The sequence below is a fragment of the Flavobacterium sp. genome (assembly GCF_028712645.1).
In the GTDB taxonomy this organism is placed as follows: domain Bacteria; phylum Bacteroidota; class Bacteroidia; order Flavobacteriales; family Flavobacteriaceae; genus Flavobacterium.
The window spans coordinates 1-6,864 of the sequence record NZ_JAQTPQ010000193.1; the positions used below are offsets into that span (position 1 = coordinate 1).

Below are 6,864 nucleotides of genomic sequence, written 5' to 3' on the forward strand. Positions count from 1 at the left end.
TTACCTTTGGAAAGAATGGCTTAAAAATCGGCAGAAAATTTGGTAAACGGTGTTGGAAATTCAAAAAATATTACTTTTGAACGCGTTTTATATGCAATCGTGATTCGATTTGTAGGCGAAACGGTAGCGAAAAAATTGGCAAAACATTACAAAAGTATTGACGCCTTGAGTCAAGCCAGTTTGATGGATTTGGTTTTAGTAGATGAAATAGGAGAGCGCATCGCGAAAAGTGTTCTTGATTTTTTTGAAAACCAAGAAAATAGAATTATCATAGAAAGATTAAAAAGATACGGTGTTCAATTTGAGATCTTTGAAAAAGTAAATCCAAATGCAACGGAGAAACTAAGTGGAAAAACTTTAGTGGTTTCAGGTGTTTTTGAACAATTTTCGAGAGATGATTTAAAGAAAGTAATAGAAGATAATGGAGGGAAAGTGGGGAGTTCCATATCGGCAAAAACAGATTATGTTGTTGCTGGAGCAAATATGGGACCCGCAAAATTAGAGAAAGCTGTAAAGCTTAGTATTCCAATTATTTCAGAAATGGATTTTATGGAATTGATAAAAACAAATTAAATTTTAGTTGTAAATATTTTGTGTAAATCCAATTTATGGAAAGATTGAAAAGAGATAAAAAAGTAATATATTTAAAAATCAGTTTTTTTACTACGGCCTTAATTTTATTAATAAGTGAAATAGTAAAATCTCAATTCTCAATATATTTCGCCAAACCGCTACTAATTTCGATTTTAATAACATTGTATTTTTTCTCTTCAAAGGAAAAAAATATTATTTATCTATTTGCCCTTTTGTTCGCATTTATTTCTAGTGTTTTATTTTTTGGAACGATACCAGAAAGTATGTTTTATGGTTTGCTAACCTTTATGATTTTTAGGTTTTTGACCATTGTAGTTTTGTACAGGATTATCGACCATAATAATTTATTTCCACTTATTATCGCCACAATCCCTTTTTTATGTGTGTTTTTGTACTTGTTGAGTATTACAGAAGATCAACTTGGAGTGAGTTTTTATCCAGCTTTAATCAACGTTTTTTTAGTATCGTTTTTGGGTGGTATTTCTTTGTCAAATTATATTTTAAATGATAACAAGAGGAATTCTTTGTTGCTCATAAGTACATTAATATGCGTGACTCAAAATTTTCTATTTATTGTTCAAAAATTCTATTTTTCAAATGCAATTTTTCAACCTATAACAGTTATTATATATGTTGCTTCCCATTATACTTTTTACAAATTTTTAATTTTAGATGAAGAACAAAAGAGAGTATGATTTTTGAACCACTAGCAATTATATTTAATGTTAGTTATTTTCTTACTTTTTACAAATTTGTAATCAAAAATAAATATTAAACTATAATAGATTTTCCAACAGATAATTTTGCTTTGTTATTGTCTAAATAAAAATCAATTCGGCCAAGGTTGATTCCATAGCAACCTACTTGGTTTACCAAAACTTCTTTTCCTTCCAAGTTTTTTACAATAGTTGGTTTGTCTAGAAAAGTATGAGTATGCCCGCCAATAATTAGGTCAATGTCTTTGGTTTGTTCGGCAAGTTTTAGGTCAGATATTTTATTTAAATCCTCTTTTCCGTATTTGTATCCAAGATGTGAAAGGCAAATTACTAAGTCACATTTGTTCTCTTTTTTTAGAATTCGCACCATATCCTGAGCTGATTCTAATGGGTCATTATAAACAGTTTCTTTATACATTTGTTTGTCAACGAGACCTTCGAGTTCTATCCCGAGTCCAAATACACCTACTTTTATTCCGTTTTTATTGAAAATTTTATAAGGTTTTACAAAACCAGCCATTGAAGTGTTTTTGAAATCGTAGTTTGCCGAAACAAACTCAAAAGTTGCATGAGGCATTTGGGCAGTTAAACCGTCAACGCCATTGTCAAAATCGTGATTGCCTATTGTTGATAAATCATATTTCATCATACTCATCAATTTGAATTCCAGTTCACCACCATAATAATTAAAGTATGGAGTTCCTTGAAAAATATCGCCAGCGTCAAGCAGCAAAACATTTGGATTTTCCTGACGAATTGATTCAATTAATGAAGCTCTTCTGGCAACTCCACCCATATTTGGATTTCGAGGATCGTCCATCGGGAAAGGGTCAATGTGACTGTGAACGTCGTTAGTATGTAGTATTGTAATATGTTTACTATCTGAAGATTTAAAGCTGCTCAACGACAACCCCAAGCCTAACATCGCTGTACTTGCAGCAGTTTTTTCAATAAAATCTCTTCTTTTCATTTCTCTATTGCTTTTTTAAAATGGGCTATTCAAAGCTTACTCTAACATCATTTATTACAGGAATTGTATCTACTTCTTTGAAATAATCAATTAGTACATTTCGTAGTTTATAGTTCAAATCAAATTTTTGAATTCCTTTTTTAAAGAAATTCATATTATCACCACCATTGGCTAAATAATCATTGGTGGCAACATAATATAGGTTTTCTTTTTCGACTGGTTTTCCTTGAACTAAAATGTTTTTGACAGTATTATCCTTGCTGATGGTAAATGTAATTCCTGATAATGGATGTGGTTTTTTAGTAGCAATAAAATAGTCGACCAATTCAAAAATTTGTTCTCCCTTTAATGCGATAACCACAAGGCTGTTTTCAAAGGGCATAATTTCAAAAGCTGTTCTAGAAGTAACATTTCCTTTTGGAAGAATGGAACGGATACCGCCATTATTAAGCAAGCATAAATCGATATTCTTTTTTTCTCGAGCTTGAAAAACTAAATTTCCTTGTTTTAAAGTTACGTCTGCCATTAAATTACCAATGGTAGTTTGCCATTTGCCATTGCTTTTGTCTAATGTAACTGGACAATAGGCTAGAACACTATCTAAATCTTTGTTGATGTGTTCTCGGTAAGGTTTAATGTAGTTTTCTATTTCATTTGCCTGTTCGCTCTGATTGATAACTTGATTTTCTTTTTCGGTAATTGGTATTCGTTTCCCTTCTATTTTAGAAACATAATAATTTTGTTTACCGCAAGAAACAATAAAAAAAAGTGTTAAGAATATAACAAAAAGTTTTAAAACACCATTATACTTTTTTAGATTTGCCATTTGTAATGCAACTTAATTAATTAAATTTGTAATCTCGTAAAAGTAATATGTTTTTGAATTATATAAAGGATTTTTTTTTAATTAAATTATTAAAAAATAGGTTGCACAATGTAAAGGGGAGTTCATTGGCTACTTCTATTCAAACCGTTGGTTTACTTGTAGATGAGAGTTATTTTTTTGAAAAAGAAGACTTGATAAAAGAATTAGTAGCTAACGGAATTCAAGAAAGTAACATAAAAATCATTGTTTACAGAGACAAACTAAAGAAAAATGAGGTTTATTCACAACCAACATTTAGTATTAGACATCTTAATTGGAAAGCTGAAATTACAAACCCAGCAGTCAAAGATTTCATCAAAGAAGAATTTGATTTATTAATTAGTTATTACGATGTCGAGAAAGCAATTTTATTGACTATTACACACAATTCGAAAGCACAATTTAAAGTAGGTTTTTCATCAATTGATAAAAGATTAAACCACTTAATGATTAATACCAATGCTGAGAATTACAAAGTTTTTGTTCACGAATTAATTAGGTATTTAAAAATATTAAACAAAATATAAACTCATTATGCAATCATTAATAGGGACTGGTGTTGCGCTTGTAACGCCTTTTAAAGCAGACTTTTCAATAGACACAGAGGCATTAATAAGAATTGTGAATTTTTCAATTGATGGTGGAGTAGAGTATCTTGTTATATTGGGAACAACTGCAGAAAATGCAGCTTTGTCTAAGGAAGAAATGGAATTTGTCATAAAAACTGTTGTAGAAACTAACAAAGGAAGACTACCATTAGTTCTTGGACTAGGAGGAAACAATACTGCAAAACTTGTTGAAGAATTGAAAACAAGAGATTTTTCAGAATTTGCTGCTATATTATCAGTGTCTCCTTATTATAACAAACCAACACAAGAAGGAATTTATCAACATTTCAAAGCTATTGCCGAAGCTAGTCCAGTTCCAGTAATTTTATATAACGTTCCAAGTAGAACGGGTGTCAATATGCAACCGTCAACAGTTTTGCGTTTAGCTTACGATTTTAAGAATATCGTTGGTGTCAAAGAAGCAGCAGGCGATATGATTCAAGCCTTGAGATTGATTAAAGATAAACCAAAAGATTTTTTGGTAATTTCGGGAGATGATATGATTGCTTTGCCAATGGTTTTAGCTGGTGGTGCAGGTGTAATTACAGTTATTGGTCAGAGTTTTCCAAAAGAATTTTCCGAAATGATTCGCTTAGGACTAAACGGAAAAATCAATGAGGCTAATAAAATTCATTATGTTTTTATGGATTGCATCGATATGATTTTCGAGCAAGGAAATCCTGCTGGAATCAAACAAGTCTTTCAATCACTAGGAATAGCTGAAAACACAGTTCGTTTACCATTGGTTAAAACGGACGAGTCACTAACTAGTAGAATAAACCAATTCGTAGAATCAATCAATAAATTGTCATAAAAAACGGCTCTTTTTATTAAGCAAAAATATATTTTGTAGTAGCTAAATTAATAACTAAATTTGCCACCGAAACTTCGGTATGATTTATGTTAGCTGAAAACAACTTATAAATCAAAAAAAGTAAAAAAATAAAATGAAAAAAATAATTTCTCTATTACTTGTCGTTATTGTTTTTGGCTCTTGCAGCGAATACCAAAAAGCATTGAAAAATGAAGATGTTGGTGTAAAGTTTGAAATGTCAACTAAATTATATGATGCAGGAAACTATTCGAAAGCCATTCGCCTTTTTGAACAAATTGCACCAGCTTATAGAGGGAAACCACAGGCTGAAAAATTGTTTTATATGTATGCACAATCCTATTATAAAACTAAACAATATTATTTAGCTGCCTATCAATTTGAAAGTTTCGTTTCTGGTTATCCAAAAAGTGAAAAAATTGAGGAAGCTGCCTTTTTAGGTGCTAAAAGTTTTTCTATGCTTTCGCCAATTTATAGTTTAGATCAAACGGATACATTTAAAGCTATAGACAAATTGCAATCTTTTATAGATGTTTATTCAAGTTCAGCCTATTTGCCTGAGGCTAATAAAATGCTAAAAGATTTGAATGAAAAAATAGAGAAAAAAGTTTTTGAAAATGCCAAAGGATACAATACAATTTTGGATTATAAATCAGCAATAGTGTCGCTTGACAATTTTGTTGCAGATTATCCTGGAACACCATTCAAGGAAGATGCTTTATATTATAAATTAGATTCAGCTTATCAACTAGCAATCAATAGTATTCCGTCAAAAATGGAGGAAAGATTGAATGTTGCAAAAATGGCATATTCTAACTTGATTAAGTTTAAAGTAGATACAAAATATAAAAAAACAGCCGACGAAATGTCTGCGCGAATTGAAAAAGATTTACAAAATTTCACTAAATAAATAAGCGATGGATTTAAGAAAGACGAATGCTCCAGTAAACACAATAACTTACAATAAAAATATTATTGAAGAGCCAACTGGTAATGTGTATGAAGCTATAACAATTATGGCCAAAAGAGCAAATCAAATCAATTCTGAAATCAAAAAAGAATTGACTGAAAAATTAGAAGAATTTGCAACTTATAATGATAGTCTTGAAGAAGTTTTTGAAAATAAAGAACAAATTGAGGTTTCAAAATTCTACGAAAAATTGCCTAAACCACACGCTTTGGCAGTTCAAGAATGGTTAGATGGTAAAATCTACCACAGAGAAGGAAATAAATAATATTGATAATGTCAGTTTTAAACGGGAAAAAGATTTTACTGGGGATTTCTGGTGGAATTGCAGCCTATAAAACTGCTACATTAGTTCGACTTTTCATAAAAGCAGGTGCACATGTCCAAGTGATAATGACACCTGCTTCTAAGGATTTTATAACGCCTCTTACGTTATCCACCTTATCAAAAAATCCCGTTTATTCTAGTTTTTATGACGAAAGCGAAGAAAACGAAAAATGGAATAGTCACGTCGAATTAGGTCTTTGGGCAGATTTGATGGTTATTGCACCTGCAACAGCAAATACCTTGTCAAAAATGGCAAATGGTGCCTGCGACAATCTTTTAATAGCAACTTATTTATCAGCAAAATGTCCCGTTTATTTTGCTCCAGCAATGGATTTGGATATGTATATTCATCCCTCTACATTGGAGAGTTTTCATAAGTTGAAATTATTTGGAAACACAATGATTCCTGCCGAAAGTGGCGAATTAGCAAGTGGTTTATCTGGTGAAGGAAGAATGTCTGAACCAGAACATATTGTGGCTTTTCTTGAAGCCGATTTAGAAAGCCGATTGCCTTTAAAAGGAAAAAAAATACTAATTACTGCCGGTCCAACATACGAAGCAATAGATCCTGTGCGTTTTATAGGAAATCATTCTTCGGGGAAAATGGGTTTTGATTTAGCACAAAGTGCTGCAAATTTAGGTGCTTCGGTGATATTGGTTTCAGGACCTTCTCATTTAACTATTGAAAATAATTTGGTAAAAGTCATTCGTGTTGTTTCTGCTCAGGAAATGTACGATTCCTGTCATCAGTATTTTGAAAATGTAGATGTAATGATTGCTGCGGCTGCAGTTGCTGATTATAGACCGAAAAATGTAGCCTTGCAGAAAATTAAAAAAGCTGCAGATGATTTTACTATTAAGCTCGAAAAAACAAATGATATATTGGCTTCATTGGGCGAAATCAAAAAAAATCAGTTTTTAATTGGATTCGCATTAGAAACTGAGAATGAAATTGAAAATGCAAAGTTGAAAATTCAGAAAAAAA

8 protein-coding genes and 1 pseudogene are annotated in these 6,864 nt (G+C 31.2%); 7 read left to right on the top strand and 2 right to left on the bottom strand.

Annotated features, from left to right (window positions below; all coding sequences use genetic code 11):
• Positions 1 to 573: pseudogene (locus PHC28_RS13625) on the top strand (helix-hairpin-helix domain-containing protein); the annotation flags it as partial.
• Positions 574 to 806: 233 nt separating this feature from the next.
• A complete protein-coding gene (locus tag PHC28_RS13630; protein ID WP_300101627.1) occupies positions 807 to 1,289 on the top strand; it encodes a hypothetical protein in 483 nt (160 codons plus the stop codon).
• A 76-nt stretch (positions 1,290 to 1,365) separates the two neighbouring features.
• Here PHC28_RS13630 and PHC28_RS13635 read toward each other — a convergent pair whose 3' ends face one another.
• Complete coding sequence (locus PHC28_RS13635; RefSeq protein ID WP_300101630.1) at positions 1,366 to 2,280, bottom strand: bifunctional UDP-sugar hydrolase/5'-nucleotidase; 915 nt, start codon at positions 2,278 to 2,280, stop codon at positions 1,366 to 1,368.
• A 25-nt stretch (positions 2,281 to 2,305) separates the two neighbouring features.
• A complete protein-coding gene (locus PHC28_RS13640) occupies positions 2,306 to 3,106 on the bottom strand; it encodes a 5'-nucleotidase C-terminal domain-containing protein (RefSeq protein ID WP_300101633.1) in 801 nt (266 codons plus the stop codon).
• Between the two features lie 125 nt (positions 3,107 to 3,231).
• Between PHC28_RS13640 and PHC28_RS13645 the strand changes: the two genes are divergently transcribed.
• The 5 genes from PHC28_RS13645 to coaBC all read left to right on the top strand — a co-directional run.
• Positions 3,232 to 3,672, top strand: a complete 441-nt coding sequence (locus tag PHC28_RS13645; RefSeq protein ID WP_367278037.1) for a hypothetical protein — start codon at positions 3,232 to 3,234, stop codon at positions 3,670 to 3,672.
• 7 nt (positions 3,673 to 3,679) lie between these two features.
• Positions 3,680 to 4,567: a 4-hydroxy-tetrahydrodipicolinate synthase gene (gene dapA / locus PHC28_RS13650; protein WP_300101640.1), complete on the top strand. Its 888-nt coding sequence runs from the start codon at positions 3,680 to 3,682 to the stop codon at positions 4,565 to 4,567.
• Between the two features lie 133 nt (positions 4,568 to 4,700).
• Positions 4,701 to 5,495 carry an outer membrane protein assembly factor BamD gene (locus PHC28_RS13655; RefSeq protein WP_300101643.1) on the top strand — a complete coding sequence of 265 codons (795 nt, stop codon included), beginning with the start codon at positions 4,701 to 4,703 and terminating at the stop codon, positions 5,493 to 5,495.
• A gap of 7 nt (positions 5,496 to 5,502) precedes the next feature.
• Positions 5,503 to 5,820 (top strand): DNA-directed RNA polymerase subunit omega, encoded by a 318-nt coding sequence (locus tag PHC28_RS13660; protein WP_300101646.1) that lies wholly within the window; start codon positions 5,503 to 5,505, stop codon positions 5,818 to 5,820.
• Between the two features lie 8 nt (positions 5,821 to 5,828).
• On the top strand, positions 5,829 to 6,864 hold a 1,036-nt coding region (gene coaBC / locus PHC28_RS13665; protein ID WP_300101649.1), incomplete at its 3' end, for a bifunctional phosphopantothenoylcysteine decarboxylase/phosphopantothenate--cysteine ligase CoaBC.